Annotated in this window: 21 protein-coding genes; 12 read left to right on the forward strand and 9 right to left on the reverse strand. The window is 43.9% G+C overall.

Features of this window, described 5'->3' with window-relative positions; genetic code table 11:
* Positions 1-28: 28 nt before the first annotated feature.
* The 8 genes from radC to ACED46_RS07565 all read left to right on the forward strand — a co-directional run bounded on the left by radC (position 29) and on the right by ACED46_RS07565 (position 4686).
* Positions 29-436: a DNA repair protein RadC gene (gene radC, locus ACED46_RS07530; RefSeq protein ID WP_371721176.1), complete on the forward strand. Its 408-nt coding sequence runs from the start codon at positions 29-31 to the stop codon at positions 434-436.
* Positions 436-870, forward strand: a complete 435-nt coding sequence (locus tag ACED46_RS07535; protein ID WP_371721177.1) for a DUF2787 family protein — start codon at positions 436-438, stop codon at positions 868-870. The genes radC and ACED46_RS07535 overlap by 1 nt, the downstream gene beginning before the upstream one ends.
* Before the next feature lie 81 nt (positions 871-951).
* Complete coding sequence (locus ACED46_RS07540; RefSeq protein WP_371721178.1) at positions 952-1647, forward strand: hypothetical protein; 696 nt, start codon at positions 952-954, stop codon at positions 1645-1647.
* Between the two features lie 107 nt (positions 1648-1754).
* A complete protein-coding gene (locus ACED46_RS07545; RefSeq protein WP_371721179.1) occupies positions 1755-2249 on the forward strand; it encodes a DUF2787 domain-containing protein in 495 nt (164 codons plus the stop codon).
* A gap of 110 nt (positions 2250-2359) precedes the next feature.
* Positions 2360-2608, forward strand: coding sequence for a hypothetical protein (locus tag ACED46_RS07550; RefSeq protein WP_371721180.1), 249 nt, complete (start codon positions 2360-2362; stop codon positions 2606-2608).
* A 67-nt stretch (positions 2609-2675) separates the two neighbouring features.
* Entirely contained in the window at positions 2676-3290 is a 615-nt protein-coding gene (locus tag ACED46_RS07555; RefSeq protein WP_371721181.1) for a hypothetical protein, read from the forward strand.
* 18 nt (positions 3291-3308) lie between these two features.
* The gene (locus ACED46_RS07560) at positions 3309-3764 is read left to right on the forward strand and encodes a DUF2787 family protein (RefSeq protein WP_371721182.1); all 456 of its coding nucleotides are present in this window, start codon (positions 3309-3311) and stop codon (positions 3762-3764) included.
* Positions 3742-4686, forward strand: a complete 945-nt coding sequence (locus ACED46_RS07565) for an LPD25 domain-containing protein (RefSeq protein ID WP_371721183.1) — start codon at positions 3742-3744, stop codon at positions 4684-4686. Before ACED46_RS07560 ends, ACED46_RS07565 begins: the two co-directional genes overlap by 23 nt.
* Here the strand turns inward: ACED46_RS07565 and ACED46_RS07570 are convergent.
* The 7 genes from ACED46_RS07570 to ACED46_RS07600 form a co-directional block, all read right to left on the reverse strand.
* Complete coding sequence (locus tag ACED46_RS07570) at positions 4626-5399, reverse strand: hypothetical protein (protein ID WP_371721184.1); 774 nt, start codon at positions 5397-5399, stop codon at positions 4626-4628. The genes ACED46_RS07565 and ACED46_RS07570 overlap by 61 nt on opposite strands.
* A gap of 52 nt (positions 5400-5451) precedes the next feature.
* Positions 5452-7011, reverse strand: a complete 1560-nt coding sequence (locus ACED46_RS07575) for a restriction endonuclease subunit S (RefSeq protein WP_371721185.1) — start codon at positions 7009-7011, stop codon at positions 5452-5454.
* Positions 7011-8585 (reverse strand): N-6 DNA methylase, encoded by a 1575-nt coding sequence (locus ACED46_RS07580; protein WP_371721186.1) that lies wholly within the window; start codon positions 8583-8585, stop codon positions 7011-7013. The genes ACED46_RS07575 and ACED46_RS07580 overlap by 1 nt, the downstream gene beginning before the upstream one ends.
* 181 nt (positions 8586-8766) lie before the next feature.
* Complete coding sequence (gene hsdR, locus ACED46_RS07585; RefSeq protein WP_371721187.1) at positions 8767-12270, reverse strand: type I restriction-modification system endonuclease; 3504 nt, start codon at positions 12268-12270, stop codon at positions 8767-8769.
* A 45-nt stretch (positions 12271-12315) separates the two neighbouring features.
* Positions 12316-12543, reverse strand: coding sequence for a hypothetical protein (locus ACED46_RS07590; protein ID WP_371721188.1), 228 nt, complete (start codon positions 12541-12543; stop codon positions 12316-12318).
* 163 nt (positions 12544-12706) lie between these two features.
* On the reverse strand, positions 12707-12964 hold the full coding sequence (locus ACED46_RS07595) for a bacteriocin immunity protein (protein WP_132981172.1): 258 nt from the start codon (positions 12962-12964) through the stop codon (positions 12707-12709).
* The gene (locus ACED46_RS07600) at positions 12954-15587 is read right to left on the reverse strand and encodes an S-type pyocin domain-containing protein (protein WP_371721189.1); all 2634 of its coding nucleotides are present in this window, start codon (positions 15585-15587) and stop codon (positions 12954-12956) included. Before ACED46_RS07600 ends, ACED46_RS07595 begins: the two co-directional genes overlap by 11 nt.
* 246 nt (positions 15588-15833) lie before the next feature.
* Between ACED46_RS07600 and ACED46_RS07605 the strand changes: the two genes are divergently transcribed.
* Genes ACED46_RS07605 through ACED46_RS07615 form a run of 3 tightly spaced genes read left to right on the forward strand, consistent with a single transcriptional unit; the run spans position 15834 to position 16664 of the window.
* On the forward strand, positions 15834-16184 hold the full coding sequence (locus ACED46_RS07605; protein ID WP_371721190.1) for a DUF805 domain-containing protein: 351 nt from the start codon (positions 15834-15836) through the stop codon (positions 16182-16184).
* A 29-nt stretch (positions 16185-16213) separates the two neighbouring features.
* Positions 16214-16360 carry an adenosine deaminase gene (locus ACED46_RS07610; protein WP_371721191.1) on the forward strand — a complete coding sequence of 49 codons (147 nt, stop codon included), beginning with the start codon at positions 16214-16216 and terminating at the stop codon, positions 16358-16360.
* Between the two features lie 28 nt (positions 16361-16388).
* Positions 16389-16664 carry an HU family DNA-binding protein gene (locus tag ACED46_RS07615; protein WP_371721192.1) on the forward strand — a complete coding sequence of 92 codons (276 nt, stop codon included), beginning with the start codon at positions 16389-16391 and terminating at the stop codon, positions 16662-16664.
* Between the two features lie 443 nt (positions 16665-17107).
* Here ACED46_RS07615 and ACED46_RS07620 read toward each other — a convergent pair whose 3' ends face one another.
* Positions 17108-17704 carry a DUF2913 family protein gene (locus ACED46_RS07620; RefSeq protein WP_371721193.1) on the reverse strand — a complete coding sequence of 199 codons (597 nt, stop codon included), beginning with the start codon at positions 17702-17704 and terminating at the stop codon, positions 17108-17110.
* A 367-nt stretch (positions 17705-18071) separates the two neighbouring features.
* Between ACED46_RS07620 and ACED46_RS07625 the strand changes: the two genes are divergently transcribed.
* Positions 18072-18458 carry a LysM domain-containing protein gene (locus tag ACED46_RS07625; protein WP_371721194.1) on the forward strand — a complete coding sequence of 129 codons (387 nt, stop codon included), beginning with the start codon at positions 18072-18074 and terminating at the stop codon, positions 18456-18458.
* A gap of 189 nt (positions 18459-18647) precedes the next feature.
* On the opposite strand, the gene ACED46_RS07630 is transcribed toward ACED46_RS07625, so the two are convergent.
* On the reverse strand, positions 18648-19310 hold the full coding sequence (locus ACED46_RS07630) for an inovirus Gp2 family protein (RefSeq protein ID WP_371721195.1): 663 nt from the start codon (positions 19308-19310) through the stop codon (positions 18648-18650).
* Positions 19311-19416 lie beyond the last annotated feature (106 nt).

Below are 19416 nucleotides of genomic sequence, written 5' to 3' on the forward strand. Positions count from 1 at the left end.
AGGTTACGACGTTCGTTTCGATGATTGAATGTGTCGATTTAAAGACGCTTACTTTGAAGTCGGTGATACCTATACAAACCCCAATAACGTTAAACAGTTTCTCGGTTGTAAACTCGCTCATTATGAGCGTGAAGTCTTTGCCGTGATGTTTCTGGATAACCAACATCAACTGATAGCCTTTGAAGAGCTGTTTCAAGGTACAGTGGATGCCGCCTCTGTGTACCCTCGTGAAGTCGTGAAAGCCGCGCTTAAGCACAATGCCTCAGCGGTTATCTTTTCACACAATCACCCATCTGGTGTCGCTGAGCCTTCACAAGCGGATAGAAAGATTACCCGCCGTCTCGTCGATGCCTTAGCGTTGATTGACGTTCGTGTACTGGACCATATTGTGATTGGCAAAGAAAGCGTGTCTTTTGCCGAGCGAGGGTGGTTGTGATGAATACTGTTGCGTCTTGCTATGACAATGAGGTGATCTTATTGCCTTCATTGGTTGAGTGTTTAAGTGCGGCGCTGGACAGCGCCCCAATACCTATCAATGTCGATAAGCTCTCCATGAACTTTCGCCATACGCCTTACTATCAAACTCGTCGTGGCACTCATCCTGTTGAAGTGCGTTTAGAGCGTTATGACCAGCAGTGGCGTGTAGTGTTTATTGCCAGCTTTGCTTATCCCGATGACACGCACCGCAGTGTGGCACCAGAGTTGTACTTTAACTTCAAACGCGGCTGGTTTTATCAGCCAGACATCAAAGGCTGTGAGCTGGCTAGGCCTGAAGTCATGGATGTCTTGCTCAGTTGGTCTCGGATGTTTTGTCGTCAGTTAAGGGATGAACATTTTGATGATGTGAGGTTTACCGAGGTGAAAACATGACGAGGAAGAGATCGTTTTTATTGAGGCGGCCTGTCATTCTGATGGGTCGTTTTTGTTATTTTGAAAGGGAGAGTATTCATCATGTCTTATGACATTGTGTATGAACAACTGGCACTGCGCGTGCCAGAGAAAGACATCGAGCAGCAGGTGCGTCAGTTATTTACTGAGCGCTTGAATCAAGACGTGACAGCCATGAGTGACCATCAGCTTAAGCAACGTCTGTATGAGCGTTATCAATGCCTATTGAGAAGCGATGACCTCATCATGCTTCACATGTTGATAGGCTGTAGTAATCTTTTTGACCCAGACACCAATAAGCGGTGTCGTGATTGGCAGTTTTGTGGTGTCGATACGCAACATAACCTGCTGGTGAAGTACGGCTGTGATTGGTCCGCGCAAGCTGAGGCGGGAGGGTTAAAACTTAATGGCCGCGATACCAAAGCCGAAGGGTGGATACGCGCAGTTCGTCATAGTGTAGACCAGGCTCGTGATTATCGAGTGATGCCGCATTGTCACCGCCTTTCTGTTTGGCTGCGCTCACCGAGAGAGGCAAACGAGCGGGATGCGTATGAAGTGCTGACTGCCCACCTACGGGGCTTAAATGCAGTATGGCAAGATCGTGCACGTGGTGATGAAGACGGTTTTGATGTCTCCATCACGCCAAGCTCTGCGTTTGAGATGTGGCTCTTTCAACAGTTAGTGACTCGTTACCAAGGCAAGTGTTGGCTCAATGGCTCCGTACCGCCTTACCACGCTGTGAAAAAGCACGCCATCTAGCCCTTGGTCACCTCGGTCAATGACCGCTTTATCATGAGTCGCTCTGGCTCGAACTCAACCGTTCTATTTTAAATTACCTTATCTTACTGCCTTTAGGAGGGCGCATTATGTCTAAACAACGGTTAATCCGAAGCCAAATAGGGCTTCTTACCACCAGCATCAAGGCGTCATTGCTGCCTGTCTCTGATGCACTGACGCAATCTCTCGTGACAACACTGGCGCATCAATTAACACAAAATGATGAGCTTGCTGATTCACTAATTGATGCTGACGGTATCATCTTTAATTTTCGAGATGCCAGTTACAGCGCTGAAAAGGGCGGTTTTCATCCTGTTGAAATTTGTCTCAATAAACACAGTGATGGAGCATGGCATTATAGCTACATCACGGACTTTGCTTATATCGGCAATCACTACCCTGAATTAGAGCGAGGACTCGATTTTGATTTCAGCCGAGGAGAATGGTTTGCCCACCACCAGCAAGGCTGGGCACCCATTAAAGAGGACAGTGCAGCAAAAGAGCTGTATCAGCTTTGGGAGCATAACTTTCTGGCGTACATGGCGATGGAAGTCTATGACCACATCACGGTGAGTCGCCAATGATAAAGCGTACTCACTCTAACCATCACCACTCTAATCATAGCAACACCCGATAAGGCCATCTCATTACGAGGTGGCCTTTTCATTTCACTCAACAAAAAAAGGAGACACACATGTCTTGGTATCACACAGTAGGTAAAGCCGTCGCAGGAACGGCAAGCGTCGCAGGTATTATTACTGCCGCGCCGGTCTTTGGGGCCATTGGCACCATTACGGCCGCAGGGTTTGCGGTGTCAACCGCTATTGGAACATCAGCCGCATTGATTGATAAAGCGTTAGAGGAAGACCGTCCAGATGTACCGGGCTATCCAACGCCACATCACCCATTAATTACACACGAGCATTACGACGAAGAGCGATGAACCACGATTAAATCCATTCAGCCACAGCCATCACGGTTGTGGCTTTTTCATTTTACAGGAGCCGATTATGTCCAGAGCCTCCAATATTGAATCTGTCTTTCTATTATTAGCCCAGCTTCCTACCCGTTACTCTAAATCCTTAGAGAGCTTGTGTGATGTCTCACTGGCATTAGGAATAGGGAAATCCCCTGATACGATTCGACGATGGTTGAACATCCTCGTGGATTTAGGTTATGCAGAAAAAACGCAACAAGAGGGTAAAGACAGTTTTAAACGCACTACGCCATTTCCGTGGGTCACCGCGCAATACGACAGTCTAATTTTAACGCTCACCGCTCGCTACTTTGCTTGCCTGTTGCCTGAACGCACCCAGCAGCAATATCAATCCCTGTTTGAACAGAGTGAGATGGATACCCAAGAGAGTGACACGTATCGACAGTGGCTAACGTGTATTGAGGTGGACTTACCTACAGAGCATATGAGTTACTCCCCGCACCTTGCAACCATCAAGCAAGCACTCATCCACAAACAGGCGCTGCGTTTCACCCTCATAGGCCAGTGCCTTAACACTATCCCCACCAAGCTACGCCTAAGTACTCAAGGCTTGAGCTTGTTCTATATCGATAACCAACAACTCAAACAGACACCGATGCTCGGTGTACTGGCTGTCTATGAGCCATAAGAGAAAAGGAAACCAAAGATGCTTAGCCAATCACCACTGATATCTTCATTTAACAAGGCAGCACTGCCTATCTCTCAGGCTCTTCTGGGGATACTCAATAGCGTTCTGAGCAAACACCCAGAACTTATTGTGGGGCATTACACCCTCCATTTTAGCAATAAGCACTATTGTGCTGAGCAGGGCGGTTATCACCCAATTGAGGTTGCACTCGCGCAAGGCGGTCATAACTTCTATTCCATCCTTTGCATCACGGACTTTAGCTTCAATGGATACCCTTACCCAACATCGTCAAGCTCTATGCCCTATGGGAATCAATATTCATCGCGAACTTTAGAGAGGGCGTCTACAACACAATCGAGCTGCGCAGTCACTAGCCCTTATCCGTTAACACTCTACAGGCCATCTTGCTTTCAAGGTGGCCTTTTTATTGATTCATCAACAGGACACCCTCATGTCAATTACAAAAAAAGATAGCCCCAAGAGCTCATCCAGCAATCCATCCGATTTATTACTCACGCCAGAGGAAAGTAAAATCAAACCGCTTAAGGTATTCGTTCATTGGTCAGAATCCAGAGAGTTTGGTTCTGACACAGAGTATGACTTTGCAGATTTTGAAGCTAAAGCGTTAGAAGTGGCAAAGACTAATCCATTAGGTGGGTACGATAAAACCAAAGTGACGGTCACCTTTGATAATGACCACCAACACGAATGCCGCTTAGATTTAGGCTGTGGGGGGAATGACCACGGCTTTGCGGAGCACTGTTTAAGCACGCTCAACTACTACCATATACACAAAGGAAAAACCGATAAACGATGGCTGCATGACAAGCACCACCAGCAGCTCATCAGAGTCATTAAGACATACGCATTGGACTACTCGCTCGTTGACCTTGGTCGTATGCAGATTAAACAGGTCGAAGAGCAAGCCAAAGCACAAGAGGCGGCGAAAGAAGAAGTCAAACAAAAGGAGAGGGAAAAAACATGGCGTGAGCACCAACAATCAGAGGAGGCGTTTCAAGAAGCTTTGGAAGTACCGATATGGGCTAAGGGGGTGATTGTTGCTACTCTCACCGACTATGATGCAGAAATCAGTGAGCAATATGCGGGAGAGTTTCATACCAAAACGCTAAAGACCATCATACTGGCATGGTCGAAGCACAACAGACATCTGTTTTCGGAAATGCGTAAAGCGAGCCTGAATCACTCAGAGACGGCTTTTCTTAATGACAAAGAAAAAAGTGTGGAGCATCGAGAGCGGTTTTCAATGGGAGAGGGCTACTATCTGACCGACACTAAGTATCTGCGATACGGCTGGAAGATAAAGAAAATCAGCTTTTATCGAACAGAAAACAAAGCGCGATACGTGCCATTAGGTGAGCTGGCGATACCCGAGTAAATAAATAGAGAGGCGATCTTATCGCCTCTCTCAGATATGTATTTTTTTAAGTTACCGCTTGGCTGCATAGCTTCTTGAAGTAACACAATAAATGAAGCACAGTCACCTAAATAGTTTGGGTAAGCTTCTGATAGCTGGCCCATATTCTTAGTGGAGATGAGTAGGATATTTATCCCAGAGTGACTATGGGTCATCTTTTCCGCAGCGTTATAAACCGAAATGGCTTTGCTGTAATTGTCGAACTCCTCACTAAAGATAAGCTCCAATGAGTTCTCATTAATCATTAACAAAACATGTTCGGTTGTATCATCACAACAAGCTTCTACTTTTTCAGATAGGATCCTAAAAGTTTTAAGCCTACCTAGCGCATTAATCTCGTCATTTAGCTCACGCAGCCTGATTGAGAATTGATCTTTATCTTCTTGACCTAACTCTATAGCACCTTCGGCATCTGCAATATACCGACTCATGATCGAGAGTAATTCTTCCCATTTTATCTGTAGATAGTCTTTATTTTCATTGGCACTATGCGAATGAGTCTTTATCTTAGTTCCTTCCAAGATATCCACTATTTCAACGGTGGTCGCCCAAAGGTGCTCTGGATTTTTCCAACCTGAATCCAAGTAACTTTCTTTTGTCACCTTACCGCTTTCGTTCCCATCACCACCTGTAATGAAATGCTTTGGGTTCCACGTTAATAAATACTCTGACATTTTCACATCCACAAAAAAGCACGCTCAATGGCGTGCTTAATATAATTATCAATTATGCTTTCGCTGCGCGTTTCTTAGCGGCTTCTGCTTTCTTGGCTGCCTTAGCTAACGCCTCAGCTTCAGCGCGGGCTTGGGCGATGCGCTCTAGCAGTTTGTCGGCAGGTTCATCATTTTCATCTTGCGGTACTAACTCACCACGGAAGGCTTTAGCAAGAATGGTTTGAGTGAGTTTATCTACTCGTGCTTGCGCCTTTGTCACCTGTGCTTCGATGGTGTCAGCTAGAGCAAGGTATTGGTCGGCTAAGCGGACGATTTCTGTTTGCTCACTTAAAGACGGCAAGCCCAAGCAAATCTTAACCATGCGTTTGAGCCCCAAATCGCGATTGGCTACACCATGAGTGTAGTTCTGAGACTGAGCGTAACCAATCGATGAATTAAAGAATAAACTTAAGTACTCGGGCATTATTATTTCTTCTGATGTGACTCTAAGTACTGCAACGTGAACCCAAACATTAAACTCGTGTGTATGCTTGTTCACGCACGAAACGCCCGTAGTCCCTCCTTTTGTTAGCAGCACATCGTTAAATTCAGGTTTACATCTAACACTTAACTCCTCGTGCAACTCTTGGGATATGTATTTGGAAGACGAAAAATCAATACCTTTTATAGTGATATTGCGACCACTGATGAACTCAATTCCATCATCAACATACTTAGGACTGTAATGAGGTCCATCCTTAACAAACTTGGTTAGTTGATCTACGGACGTTAACAGCCAAGTTGCAGGCAAATCACCTACAAATTCACTCTCATTGTCAGTAGGGAGATAAGGGGTTGGGCACTTTGCTTTCCAGCTCTCATTTTTAGGCGTTTTTCCTTTCGCCAGAAAATCTTTTCTTTTTTCAGATTCCCATCCAGACACAAACGCATCCTCGATATCACTAAGGGAAACCTGTTGACTATTGTCAACACGCCACTCTTCCGTCAACTTACCCGAGACCGCTGAAGCCAGTACCGATTGGCGGAAGCGTTTGAGTAAATCAGGGATGCCATCTAAACGCGCTTTGATGGTGTCGACCTGCGCTAATACCTCATCGAGTTTTTCTACGATACGCTTTTGTTCTGGGAGCGGGGCTAACGGCAAGGGTATTTCCTTAAGTTCCTTTACCGCCGCCAAATTTTGAATAGCTCCGCCTACCGACTTGTTTAGTACAAGACTTTGTATCATTGGAGATTTAAAAAGCCACAGGAAATATTCGGGGTAAATATACCCTTGCTGAAGTCGAATTCTGAGCAGGGCTTGATTAATTACTCCTAGTGGCGCACCTTCTGGAACACAAGTAATTCTTCCCATAGTTCCAGAGCAACTTATTAGAAAATCACCGTTATTTACTTGAAAACTAGCTAACTCATTGAACTTGTCTTTGGTTACGAAGTATCTAAATGTGCGACAATCATTGTTAATCGGAGCATATTGTTCATATACCGCATACCCCTCATCAACAAAGCATGATTTTTTTAGGTTCCCCCCAAATGGGCCGCGTCTAAATCCATCAACAGCAGTGATATCGTTCCATTTTGTTGCCGCCCACCCCTTTGGCAATTCATTCATCACTCAACCTCCAGCTTTTCTTCCAAGCCAAAGGCTTGCTCTAGCAGCTGCTTTTGCTGCTCCGCTTCATCGGTCGCACCAAGGCTTTGCATCAGTTGGTAGATCTCGGTCATTGCTTCGGTCAGCTCTGCCATGGCTTCGCCTGCTAGCACCTCTGGCTCTGGCAGGTTTTCTGCGCTGCTGGCTTCAAGATCTTTAAGCCATGAGATATCTAGGCTATCGCCTTTAGTGTCGCGAATGTATTCACGATTAAACTTCTTCCAACGAGCGTTTTCCGATGTATTTTCAGCGTCACTCTCAACTTCACCAAGCTGTTGCCACACACCTTCGTTACGTGGTGATTGACCATTAGCATCGCTACCATAAGCTTCAATAAAGGAAGCGAAGTGTTTTTCAGTCAATGGACGTCGTTTACCAAAAGTATTCATGTTAGTACGCATGTCGTACACCCATGTACTGGTCGTGCAGTTTTCTTCTTGAGCTTCGTTTTCTGGCGTGCCTTTTTGGAAGAAAAGCACGTTGGTCTTCACCCCTTGGGCGTAAAAAATCCCTGTAGGTAAACGCAAGATGGTGTGAAGGTTACACTTGTTCATTAGGTCCGCTCGAACCTTTTGCCCAACTCCCCCTTCAAACAAAACGTTATCAGGGAGTACGACAGCCGCGCGCCCACCCGGTTTTAGATGACGATAAATGTGTTGCAAAAACGCCAGTTGCTTATTACTGGTTTCATAGGTCAAATCATCACGAGTTGGACCACCACCGCCTTTGGATGTGCCAAACGGCGGGTTAGAAAGAATCAGGTTCACTTTCGGTAGTTGTGCCCCTTCGCCACTTAGGGTATTACCTTGATGAATAGCACCTTCGCCCTCACCTTCAATACCGTGCAATAGACAGTTCATCAAAGCTAAGCGACGCGTAGAGGGAACCAACTCCATGCCGTTATAAGCTTTACGCTTTTGAAAATCTTGCTCTTTTTCACCTAAATCATAAAGGTCATCGGTTTTATCTTTAATAAACTCATGAGCAGCGATTAAGAAGCCTGCCGTACCTGCTGCGGGATCTTGAATCGTTTCCCCAGCTTTCGGATTCATTAACTTAACAATCGTGTCAATTAGAGGACGTGGAGTAAAGTATTGACCTGCACCCGATTTGGTTTCATTAGCATTCTTCTCTAACAAGCCTTCATACAAGTCACCTAGACCATCTTCACGCGCTGAGAACCAATCTAGTTCATCAATACGTGTCACCAATTGACTAAGGTGCTTAGGCTCTTTAAGGCTTGTTTGTGCTCCTGCATAAATCGCAGCAAGCAATGGATCATGGTGTTTACCCAGATCAAGCAGCATTTGACGGTAGTGGTCATACTGTTTAATACCTGTTTGGGTCGTAATATTTTGCCAACGACACCCTTCAGGCAATACATGCTTTGTGATACCAGCTTCCGCTTGTTCGGTTTCCATTTTAATGAACAACAGCAGCACCAATTCGGTCACATAGTCAGTATAAGTAATACCGTCATCACGTAGTACGTCACACAGTTTCCAAAGTTTTTGTACGATTTCATTGTTGTTCATTTTGCTTTTTCCTAGCAGATGCACAGCTTGTTTTATGTAAACGAGCTGACAAAATACAAATAAAAATAATTAGGCCGAGTGTATCACTCAGCCTTTAAGTTAGCTTTGGCCTTAGGGCCGTTCATGTACTGATTGACGACAATACCACCAGCACCGCCCTAGAGTGGAATGCAAGTTTTTGTTAACCTTGTTGCTGCCAAATGTGCTCATTTAGTGCTGCTAAGACTTGCTCTAGCTGCCCATTCAAACGCTTATCTAACCCCATACAGCCACCATCTTGAGCAAAACTTCGATTAATATCATCCGTTTGTAAGACGACTTCTTTTTTAAGTTGCTTGCCAATGCGATCCAGCCATTTAAGCTGAGGCTTAGTCCATGAATGCATGGCATAGATACTATCCATTGCCATATCAATACGCCGCTCATAAGGCATTAACGCTTCACCTAGCGCCGCCCTGCGTATGTGACCCACTATCGACGCAGCAATATCGCGATTCGTTGTCTTCTTCCATGCGCTTTGTAAATCGGCTTCTTTAAAATCTTGTTTATCCAGTAAGATTCGAATCTCTTTTAACTGAGCACGAGTCAGCTCTTTGGGCTTACTCACAACGGCATAAAGAGCGGCATTACTGTTAAGATTATCTTTAATGAAGCGCTCAAAGGCGGTGAGATAATCCTCTGGTTTACTGTAAGCGGAAAAGTTCTGCTCTCGAATGATAAACTCATCCTCATGATCAGAAATAATGTATTTCTCACCACCATTTAGCATTCCTCGCACACTCTCAACTCGCTTAGCCAAACTACTGTGCTGCTTTAGCATTTGTGCTGCTTGCTTAGGTCCAGCTTGGTGCAATTGCTGGTGGATTTTATCAGCAGGACATCCCCACTCTTGTTCAATACTTTCCAGCTCTTGTTTCAGGATTGGGTCTTTTTCTGCTCGCGTCTGCGCCTTGCGCATAACACGCATGACCTTTTGGCTTAGTTCATCAAGAGCATCTTCTGCAAAGCTGCGTCCTTCTTCACTGCCAGCTAAATCAAGATTACGCTCGTCAGACACTTCATCAATCAATTGCTCAATTGTAATCTTCGGTCTTTTAACCACGGGCTTCATGGTGTTCACTTGCTCTAACGAGGCATACAGGTCAACCGGGTCAAAGATTCTAAATACGGTTTTTCCAATTTCATCACAACGACGGGTAGCTCGACCTAACATTTGTTCGTACAAAATGCGCGACTTAACTCTGCGCATAAAGACAAGATTACAAATCTTAGGTACATCAATGCCTGTAGTAAGTAGATCGACCGTAATTGCTACATTGGGGAAAGTTTCGTTTTTAAACTTACGAATGGCTTGCTTCACTTTATCCGTACTACCCGTAATTTTTTGCACGGCATGAGCTGGCACATCATCACCGTGGACCTTCTGGAGGGCTTCCACCAGTAAGCGTTCTACTCTATCTGCGTGTTGATCGGAAACACAGAAGATCATGGTTTTCTCTTGGCTGGTTGGATCGATATCTTCAGCTAGAGCTTCACACACCGTACGATCAAAATTCTCGTTAATCACAGTGCGGTTGAAATTCTCAACATGAAAATCAAGCTCGTCCTCAAGCTCTACACTATTCACTTCTCCCGATAAGGTATCAACAACGTCGACTTGCTCACCTTGATTGAATTTTATACCCGCTTGGTTAAGCCTTGTTTTATAGGTGATTGGAGTTTCATGATCGATAAGATAATCCTCAGCCACCGCCTCACGATACGAATAAGTGTAAACGGGGTGACCAAAAATCTCTGCGGTATGCGCTGCGGGTGTGGCTGTTAAACCGATTTTTACGGCATCAAAATAATCAAGTACACGACGGTAACTAGAGCGATAAAGGTTAGGGTCTCGCGCTACTAACTCAGCTTCACCCAACTCTTGATCCAATGTATAACCACGGTGAGCTTCATCAACAATAATACAATCGTATTGGTCAACGGGTAGGATCACCGCATTATCATTGTCGCTGTCTTTATCTTCAAACAAACGCTTCACCATGGCCTGCACGGTCGCAACATGTACGCGAGTCTCAGCCTCTGGCAACTTATCTGACATTTCTTTTATGTCATAGATTTTGGACAAACGACGCTTTTGCTCTAAAGGTGTTTCATCAAAAGCTTCGGTCGCTTGATCCCCTAAAGCGGAGCGGTCGACGAGAAATAAGATACGTTTAAATCTTTCAGTTTTGAGGAAGCGATAAAGCAGGCCAATGATGGTACGAGTTTTACCCGTACCTGTAGCCATGGCTAATAAGCTTTCACGTTTATTTTGAGCTAGTGCTTCTTCTACCGCGATAACAGCCTTTTTCTGATATGGTCTCAGCCCAAGATACTCAAACGGCTCAACAACCATCTCTTGCTGTGCTTTATGGTGATCTCGATGCAGTAAGTCCAGTAGCCCCGCGGGGCTCATAAAGCTCTGACAGGCACGTTTTGCATTAGAAGCTAAACGACAATCACGGAACCATGTTCCGCTTTGCTCTTGCATTTGACGTAAGAAAGGCTTGCCATTACAAGCAAAGACAAAAGGTAGTTTATAGTTGGCTTCACCTTCACATCCTTGCCACGATTCGCTGCGTCCAGCCTCTATCCAAGCTGGCTTAATCTCGTCTTCAAGGTCAACGATACTTTGAGGATCAAACTCTCTGCTATAACGCTCTGCTTGAGCAATTGCGCCAGAAACGTTAATGCGCTTTCTTTTCGCTTCAACGGCTGCAATAGGGATTAAGCCAACAAACAAGACATAATCAGCACGATGCTTCTGCCCCTGCATTTCCCACTCTGCAATTGCCATATTACGTCCTTTCTCAGGACGAACACCTTTACGGTAATCAAAAACAACTGAGTCAGCTTCCCACCCGGCATCTCGTAACTGCTGATCGATAATGAATCGAGTTTGCTCTTCCGTTAAGTCAAAGCGGCTATTTTTAAGTATCTCGACACGCTGCTTGAGCGTTTTAGCTTCTTCAGCTTCATCGAGGTTGGTCGGTTGTTCTTGGCTGCGCTCACGTAATTGGGTTTCTAATTCACGAATGCGAGCTTTGGCTTTCTCTACACTCATTGAATCATTGGCTTCTAATACGGATAGCTGCTGCTTGAATCCAATCAGAGATTTGAATTGACGGTGTGGTAGAGCAAGCTCAACTGATTGCTGCGCTTCCAACTGCTTAATTACTTCTTTTAGCCGCGCAATCTCTTTCTTGGATTGCTCGACCAATTCTGCTGTTTGCTCTTCAACTGGCGGAACATACTTTGGTGGTTGAAAATTAGCTTCACCTGTCTTAACTCGATAGTAAATCGTCGCAGCTTTATGAGAGATTTCTAAAGCGTGGCCTGCTGCAACCGGATTATTGTAATAACCATGCGCAGCTTTGTTGCCATGCTTTCTCAGTGCATGAAATATTGTTAATCGTTCATCATCTAAGAATCCCCGGCTTCCCAACTCTTTTAGCTGGTCAAACGTTGATAAATTCGGGGCGAGCTTAACTAGCTCTGCGATAAAGCCAACGATCTCTTCGGAGAGTAAACGAACCTTAAACAAGGTAGTGTGAGGGTCTTGGTGCAAATTGCGCTCAGCCGAAAGCGCAATCGCATACAAGGTGTCATTAACCCCTTGTAAAAAAGCAAAGTTTGACGAAGCCATGAGTGTTCCTTTACCAATTAAAGCTAAGAGGTAGTCTATATAGTTTCATAATGCGAGGGAATAGATTAAATACTTCAAATTAAGCTCGATACCATTCCCTGAATATAAAAACACCGTAGATATATCATAACCAGTTTTGAGTACATAACCTGTAGTCGCAGAAACCGAGGTAACAAAAGCAATGAGGACCTGTTCATCAGAAAGGGGGCTAAAAATAGGAAAATCCGTAGTATTGCCTGCTGGGCCTGCGCCTAATTCAGTAATACGAGCCACATTTAAGTAGCGCCCTCTGCCGTGTTGACCCAATCTCTATCGAGCTCTCAGTGCTGAACCCATGCACGTTTATAGCCACCAGCCGCTTGTTGCCATTCGATATATAATTGACCTTTACCGTCTTTTTTTATTTCGCATGAAATGCCTCTATCGTTTGTTACGGCTAATTAGTTTTTTTAAAGCAGGGCAGGCCGTTGGATTGTCTCCACTCTTTCACTACTCTGACTATATTTTCTGGAGTTCCATCTTCTGGTTTTTCTGGATAATAAATCAGATCTGAACCATCTGGATGCTCTGTAATCTCTTCGAAATGTATAACTGCATCAATATGCTCTTGCTCAGTATCGTAGTCGTCAACGCAAATTCTTTTAACTAATCGAAAAAAATCTGATTCTGAGTATTCTGAAATGTTATTTTTCATTTTTCGCCTTATGAATATCTATATGTCTTCTTGGAGTGAGGATTCTTAGGTTATCTAATTTATAGACATCTCCCCCATGTTGTATCTCAACAACATGATGTATTTCATACTTAACCCTACCGCCAACTCGCTCTCCTTTTCGGCAAAACGGCGCTCTACCATTTTTCATTGTATTAAGGTTGGTTGGGATAAATTGCTCCTTCAACTCTGAGGAGTTATGTATTTCAGTCCAAAGTGCTTTCCTAAATGCATCAAAACTACTGAACTCTCGTCCTCTTAGTTTATCGGCAACCTGAGATGGAATCGGTGAGCCCAGCCCTTCGCTCGCTTTTTCCAGCCATATCCCGTCAATATCTTCACCATGCCCAGTGACTGTTCCTGGTTTATCTCTCGGATTCTCTTTATAAACCACATAAAGTGGTGCAATCCCTGAACTCTCTGGAAATACCAAAATAGCATCACGCCAATCTTTCTCTTCTGGCATCGGAGTGACGGTGACTGTTGTTTCATCAGAATGAATCGGCGTGACTCGTATATCTTCCAGTTCAAAACCATCATCTTGACTTGGTGTGCTCTGCCAACTTGGGTCGCCACTGTCTGCTGGCGTCCAATAAATGATAGGGCCTTCGTCTTCTAGCTGCACGGAGAGCTGATTATTATCACCTTGTGCGACGTACTTCACTGGAATACCCGTATCATCAACATGGTAGGCTTTCACATTCGGGTAGTATTCACCTTCATTCGGCTCTGTAATGTGAACTCGAAGTCGACTTTGTACCGTGCTGAGCTGCCTTAATTCCTTATCACTATACTGCGTACCATCCCCCAATAAAGACTGCTGCATAGCAAATAACGCACTGATCCCTTCGACTTTCCAGCGGTAGCTCTCCACCAGCTTATCTTTCAAAGTGCCCGCCAGCTTTTCGAGTTCAGTGGCTGTAGAGTCTGATGCACTCGTTTTAGGTTGTCCTGCCATAGAGGCGGTCGCCCCCATCGCTATTTGAGCTTGTGTGGCCTGAATAGCAGGGATAACCAATGGATGAGCTTGCGCTTGTCCAAAAAAGAATGACCAAGGCCCAAAGTTTTGAATGGGCTCTTCTATAACGCCTGCCTCAATGCAGCCTTGCGGTTGTTGGCAAGATTTCGCAAACACCTTACTTGGTGTTACTTCTTTCAAGTTGACGATTGGGATGTCTTTTTCAATCAAGTGTTCATGGTTAATCGCTTTAACGTGCGTGTCAGCAAGATAAGACTCCGTGAATTCATAATACGCATTTGATGGCTGATTCACTTTTTCTGGTTTTGCTGGTGGACTAGCGAAAAACGAGGGTTTTGCTTTCGGGCCTTCCGTATTGTGAGTGACGTTGAGTGAATGACCAACGGTTAATGACATGGGGTCGGCATCATACTGAGGATTGAGTGTCAGTAGCGTCTTAGGGGTTAATGCATACTTTTGTGCAATGCTCATCCACGTTTCACGCTGCCCTGTTTCTGGGTCTGTTTGAACAATGTGGTGAGGGAGAGGCTGGGTCTCTTCTTTCGTTGCCATAAAGTCATTGCGTGTCTGGATGGCTTTTTTCGGCGCAGCAAGTAGCTCTGGTATATTAAGCGAAACACCGTGCTCACCTAGCCATTCATCATTTAAACTATCAAGCTCATCCCGAGTGATTTGTCTGTCGAGATAAATCAGGTGTTGATTCTCAACCACTTTCCCTTTGAGCTTCCAAAAGACCAAGATAGCGGTTTGGTCAATGTTATAGCCTCTCTCGGAGTCAAGATGATGGTGCATAGAGCGAGTGGCATAAAAACTCCACTTTTTATCCCCAAGGATTCGGTACTCTTGAATCAGTTTGCCGTCATGAATGTGATAATAAAAACCTTCTGTTGGGTAACCTAAACGCTCGCCCAATTGCACGGCGGGTGTGACAGGAATAAAGCCCTCTAAGGCGACACCGCTTCCTATCGTTCTCATTTTTACGGGTTGGCTAGGAGAGATACCCATTGAGATTGAAGCCACTTGTCCCACCAGCTTTTTAGGTTCATCAAATGCCGTTAACAAGGTGTAACGTGTCCCTTCCTCTATTTTGCTTTCATTCCAGCGACCGAGCATGGCTTCTTCTTTTGTTTTAGCCAGAGCAAAGGAGCAGCCAACATTGCGATGAAAGGCATCGTGAGAGCAAGCAATATCAATATTGTATTCGTATTTTAGTGTAGGCGGCTCGTCTGAATCATCAGGGCGAGGCCGCTCAGGGATGTAAGTGGGCATCGGCAAAGGGGGATGAAGACTTTTGCTTTGAGTACCACTTGATGTACCACCACGCATTTGTGTGCGTGCCAGTAACGCTTTTTGAGCGGCTGGTTCAATGTTATTACTGACATGATTATTCAACCCCCAAGCCGCGCTGCCTAATGTGCTATTATCCTTCATTAGCAGCGGAGCCTGTGGAGAGTCATTAAGAAGTAGCAGATGACCTTGCTTTAATTGCTCGATGAATTGGCGATAGCCCATCCCAGAGGGTATGACATCTTTTAACTCACGCTCAGATAAGGATTCAAAGTCACCTTCGACTTGTTGAAATTCGTGTGTCATCAAATGAATGAGTTCAACCGTTTTGTAGCCCAAAGTGAATCCTTGCTGAGTAATAAGGTAATGTGAGTAATATTATCCCATATCTTGTCGGCTCATCCATGGTTGATATATTAAATTGATTGAATAGATATCACATTTACCCTTGCTCACTCCCATTAGCTAACGGTTTTAGATGAACAAAGTGACAGATCTGTCACTTTAATCAATGCAACATGGAACCATGGTGCTATTCTATTTAAAGCAAGTTGATTTTTATGGGAATTTTCAGGGGGGAAGGTGATGGAGTATCTAAAAGTACTAAGACACAGTTTTCGGCTTAGTGGGCGTCTCACTCGTCGAAGCTTCTGGTACTTTCTCATCATTCATGTGCTCATCACTTTATTCTTGGTGTATGGCGTGGTTTCCTATTGGTTCACAGAAGCGGCTCTTTTAGGTTATGTCGTAATGACTTGCCCAGCTCTCATCACATCCTCCTGTCGACGCCTTCATGATTCTGGGTATTCTTTGAGGTGGTTATTCATGGGGCTGGTTCCGGTACTTGGAACGTTATTCTTGCTTTATGGTCTTTTAAAGAAAGGGGAGCCTTATCACAACCGCTTTGGGCCGAACCCTAGAGTGTGGAAACATTAATGTAGTTTGCTGGCGGAGGGGGGAATGTCATGGCAAAGAAAACTAAGATTAAGAAATACGTAGAGAGCGTACCAAAGCTAAAGCGTGTAAAGAGTGATGTCACAGCCCATGAGACACGTAAGAAAATTGAACAGTGGCAAGAGCAACAAGAATTTGATAAACAGTTCGAGCTTTAAACGATTAAAACAACCATAGGATATTCAAATGAATAAAACCCAACTTATCGATGTTATCTCAGAGCAAGCAGACATCACCAAAAAACAAGCGCACGATGCACTGGATGCTATTACACAAGGGATTGAACAATCTCTAGCGCAAGGTGAAGAAGTGGCGCTTCTTGGTTTTGGTTCCTTTAAAATTACAGAGCGTGCAGCGAGAACTGGGCGCAACCCAAGAACGGGTGAGCCAATTCAAATTTCAGCCAGCAAGTCTCCCACTTTTAAAGCCGGTAAAGCCCTGAAAGAAGCCTGCAATCCATAACCTCAAATTTGTCATGTGGGAGGTGCTTGCCTTCTGCATGACCAATTACCTGTTAACGTAACACTGTGGACGATGCTTATTGGTCGAGTATGATTGCCAGCAACACGTACTGTTAATGCATGATTCGTCTGGTATGAAATAGTTGGTACATTGATAACTAAAAAGATGAGTTCATAAATCTTATCCATCGTCACGATATTTTCAGTATTAAGCAAAGAGACCATGTCAAAACCTAGCCTCGTGAACGCCAACTTCAAAAGGTTCATGCGCAAGCCTGAATTGCGTATAGATAAAGCTCAATCTCTTTATGATTTATTGGGTCATACAAGCTTTGGAGTCCGTTGCCATATGGGAAAGCTTTCGACTAAGGTCGAAGAGGGCTACTTAGTGGCACATCAATATAACCAAGGTAAAAAAGAGTAACCGCATGGCGCTTAACGGGTTCAGTCTCTACCCTTCATTTCCTTTCTATGCAGTAAAAGGTGAGTCGTTCCATCTTCACCCATACCGTTAATGTCAACACGATAAATGCCATTGGCTTGCATCGCTTCGATTAACACTTCCAATCGATGGGTTTTTACGGTCATCGCTAATGGCTTAATTTGATAATTGTCGTCATCAAAGCCTTGCTCTACGCTTTTTTCTTTCAGGTAGAGAGTATCCCATTCGAATTCTTTTTCTGGTGCTTCCAACATCGACGGGAATTGATGTCGCTCAAATAACCCCGTTAACATGATATAGAGCTCATCAGCTTGAGAGAATTTGGATTGATACTCAAGATTGAGTCGATTCACATCCCACAGTTTATGTTCAAGGTTACCGGTTGGACTACGACCAATGCTAAGCATCGTTTTGAGTTCATTTTTACAGGTTGAGAATTGAGGTTGTTTTACTTTGGGTTTGATGAATTTTACTAACTGTTCATTTCTTCTTTTTACTGTCCAAAATCCGCCTTGTTGACTCATGGTGCAATACAGCGCGAGAAGTGCATTGGTTACAAGCTCATCAAGGGCTTGGTAGTGTTTAAGGTTTGTATTCATTTTATCTATTCAACGAGACCTGAATTATTAGAAGGGTATCATTCGTCCTAGTTTGTCGCTCTTATTAGAGCCTTTTGCGTGGAGTCGTGTGGATATATAACTCAATGCTTTTATTCGATGGCAATCAATTAGCGCCATAAAGTTCGTATTTCTATCTTGATAGATTATTTGCTCTACACAAACTATTAAATGGTAGTCGTAACATCCTTTCTCTACACAAAAAGCAAATTAGAATCAATCATCATTACGTCAAGGCTAGTCAATTTGATACATTTAGCCCAGCCTCTGGAGGCATAGTCGATCTTGTTTGCATTGCGTCATGGCTGTTAGATAATAAGCATTCAATTAAATAACTAAAGGTGACCGTATGAACTTAAAACATATCATTTTATCAATGACAACTTTATCAGCACTTGCTATGAGTGGTTGCGCGTCTAATGATGAACTAATCGCAGCACAAGAAAAACAACAGCAACAAATTACTCAACTCGAATCTCAAATCGAAAGAGTTGAGCAAAAAACGCAAAAGCAAGAGCGCGCTATTCAAATGGCGAACCAGCAAACCAATAAACTTCTGATAGACCAAGCAAAAGAGAAAGAGCAGAAGAGTATGCGCTATGTCGTAAAAGAAAACGATACATTATATAGCATTGCTAAAGAGCACCGCATGGGAGTGGATGCATTAACACAGCTTAACCCACAACTTTCTAATCCTAACCTATTGCTTATTGGGAGCACGATTAACGTTAAGTAATATTTTTTAGTAAAGACGGGGTTCTGCGTTCAATTATCAGCCCCCTATCCCTAGTTTATGAACGGCTGTGCTTAAAGGAAATACAATTTACCTTTCACTGAGCACTAAGGCTGACAGTCTTGAATAAACACAGTCGACCGAAATAAAAATGTGTGCGTGTGATACGCAGTTGTTAAAAATAATCCCCTTTTAATTACTACTTGTTCCAAAACAACGATGTCCTTCGCCATAATGCTTTGTGTCAAGCTTGGCTAAGTAAGTGGCCCTCCCATAGGCCTCGAATAACTTCTCTTGCCAACCCAGTTGATTACGCCTGATCACGTATCCCGACTTATCTGGAAACTCCACAAGCGGCATGTAATTTTCCACTTCATCTGACAAGGACAATAGAAATAACCTCCCCTCCATGTTCTGCATGGCTCTTGCCCAAGCCGTGTAGACTTTACCGCTCAAGTGCTCAGGATTAAGCCTCGTATAATCACCCAAGCCACTGTAGTACTCATTACTGACAATAATCATTACGTGATAATGATCTTTCTCAGCACTCTTACGCTCTCTTGCCCAAATGTAACGCACTGGACATGCGTGTACCTTTTGACCGAAACGTTGCTTACGTTTCCGTTCAGCTTCAATTTGACTGCGTAATGACTCTATAAATAACGTCATTGGATTCAAATCATAAAGAGCATAACCATCAATAGAACAGGTTGACGGTAAACGTAAATCCACTCGAAACACTAAAATACGAGCACTATGATTCTCTAGTGCTTTATTAAATACCTTCTGTATTGATAACAAGTAATCCTTGTTATGTACGTATTGAGTAAATATAGGGTAATTAATATTTTCCATACCTATCCTCATTGATCTTATTCTTAACTAATATAGACACGTGCATTAGCATACACCTCAACATATATGCATTAAGGTGTTATTGTTGAGTTAGTGTTAATGTATT

This window comes from Vibrio sp. 1S139, assembly GCF_041439475.1.
GTDB classification, from domain to species: Bacteria; Pseudomonadota; Gammaproteobacteria; order Enterobacterales; family Vibrionaceae; genus Vibrio; species Vibrio crassostreae_C.

Bases quoted from the DNA above. Each gene is read 5' to 3' on its own strand.
- ACED46_RS07565 (WP_371721183.1), top strand. From the start codon at position 3,742: ATGTCAATTACAAAAAAAGATAGCCCCAAGAGCTCATCCAGCAATCCA.
- ACED46_RS07595 (WP_132981172.1), bottom strand. From the start codon at position 12,964: ATGAAAAATAACATTTCAGAATACTCAGAATCAGATTTTTTTCGATTA.
- ACED46_RS07620 (WP_371721193.1), bottom strand. From the start codon at position 17,704: ATGAATACAAACCTTAAACACTACCAAGCCCTTGATGAGCTTGTAACC.
- ACED46_RS07535 (WP_371721177.1), top strand. From the start codon at position 436: ATGAATACTGTTGCGTCTTGCTATGACAATGAGGTGATCTTATTGCCT.
- ACED46_RS07580 (WP_371721186.1), bottom strand. From the start codon at position 8,585: ATGAACAACAATGAAATCGTACAAAAACTTTGGAAACTGTGTGACGTA.
- ACED46_RS07560 (WP_371721182.1), top strand. From the start codon at position 3,309: ATGCTTAGCCAATCACCACTGATATCTTCATTTAACAAGGCAGCACTG.
- ACED46_RS07540 (WP_371721178.1), top strand. From the start codon at position 952: ATGTCTTATGACATTGTGTATGAACAACTGGCACTGCGCGTGCCAGAG.
- ACED46_RS07555 (WP_371721181.1), top strand. From the start codon at position 2,676: ATGTCCAGAGCCTCCAATATTGAATCTGTCTTTCTATTATTAGCCCAG.
- radC (WP_371721176.1), top strand. From the start codon at position 29: ATGTGTCGATTTAAAGACGCTTACTTTGAAGTCGGTGATACCTATACA.
- ACED46_RS07625 (WP_371721194.1), top strand. From the start codon at position 18,072: ATGAACTTAAAACATATCATTTTATCAATGACAACTTTATCAGCACTT.
- ACED46_RS07630 (WP_371721195.1), bottom strand. From the start codon at position 19,310: ATGGAAAATATTAATTACCCTATATTTACTCAATACGTACATAACAAG.
- ACED46_RS07605 (WP_371721190.1), top strand. From the start codon at position 15,834: ATGGAGTATCTAAAAGTACTAAGACACAGTTTTCGGCTTAGTGGGCGT.
- ACED46_RS07570 (WP_371721184.1), bottom strand. From the start codon at position 5,399: ATGTCAGAGTATTTATTAACGTGGAACCCAAAGCATTTCATTACAGGT.
- ACED46_RS07550 (WP_371721180.1), top strand. From the start codon at position 2,360: ATGTCTTGGTATCACACAGTAGGTAAAGCCGTCGCAGGAACGGCAAGC.
- ACED46_RS07545 (WP_371721179.1), top strand. From the start codon at position 1,755: ATGTCTAAACAACGGTTAATCCGAAGCCAAATAGGGCTTCTTACCACC.
- ACED46_RS07575 (WP_371721185.1), bottom strand. From the start codon at position 7,011: ATGAATGAATTGCCAAAGGGGTGGGCGGCAACAAAATGGAACGATATC.
- ACED46_RS07610 (WP_371721191.1), top strand. From the start codon at position 16,214: ATGGCAAAGAAAACTAAGATTAAGAAATACGTAGAGAGCGTACCAAAG.
- hsdR (WP_371721187.1), bottom strand. From the start codon at position 12,270: ATGGCTTCGTCAAACTTTGCTTTTTTACAAGGGGTTAATGACACCTTG.
- ACED46_RS07615 (WP_371721192.1), top strand. From the start codon at position 16,389: ATGAATAAAACCCAACTTATCGATGTTATCTCAGAGCAAGCAGACATC.